Genomic DNA, 344 nt, shown 5'->3' with positions numbered 1-344 from the left:
CGGGGACGTGCGCGAGATGAGCGGGCCCAGCCTCGGTACAGCGCGCGAGTTTGCGAACATCCAAAGGTACACCGCGGCCTCCCCGGCAGTGTTCGTCGGCCCGTCCAGCATCGACGGCGGCGTTGACCGCCAACAGATATGCCTGGCGGGGGATTCCTGGCAGGATGGTGGTCTTCTGGGGGATGGTCTGCATCGCCTCCCCCGCCTGTCCGGCCGCGATGCCGCTGGCCTCGGCATCCTTGGCTGATTGCCGCGCGATCGCCTCGGTCTGGCTGGCATTCTCCGCGTTCTGCTTGACGTTGGCGGCCATCTCCTCGACCGAGGCCGAGGCCTCTTCGGTGGAG

At 68.0% G+C, this 344-nt stretch carries 1 pseudogene; it reads right to left on the bottom strand.

The features are described 5' to 3' along the window. Positions 1-344: pseudogene (locus MKL20_RS32870) on the bottom strand (methyl-accepting chemotaxis protein); the annotation flags it as partial.

The sequence above is a fragment of the Methylobacterium sp. E-066 genome, from assembly GCF_022829635.1.
Classification (GTDB): Bacteria; Pseudomonadota; Alphaproteobacteria; order Rhizobiales; family Beijerinckiaceae; genus Methylobacterium.
This window is presented reverse-complemented; position numbering and strand designations above follow the sequence as displayed.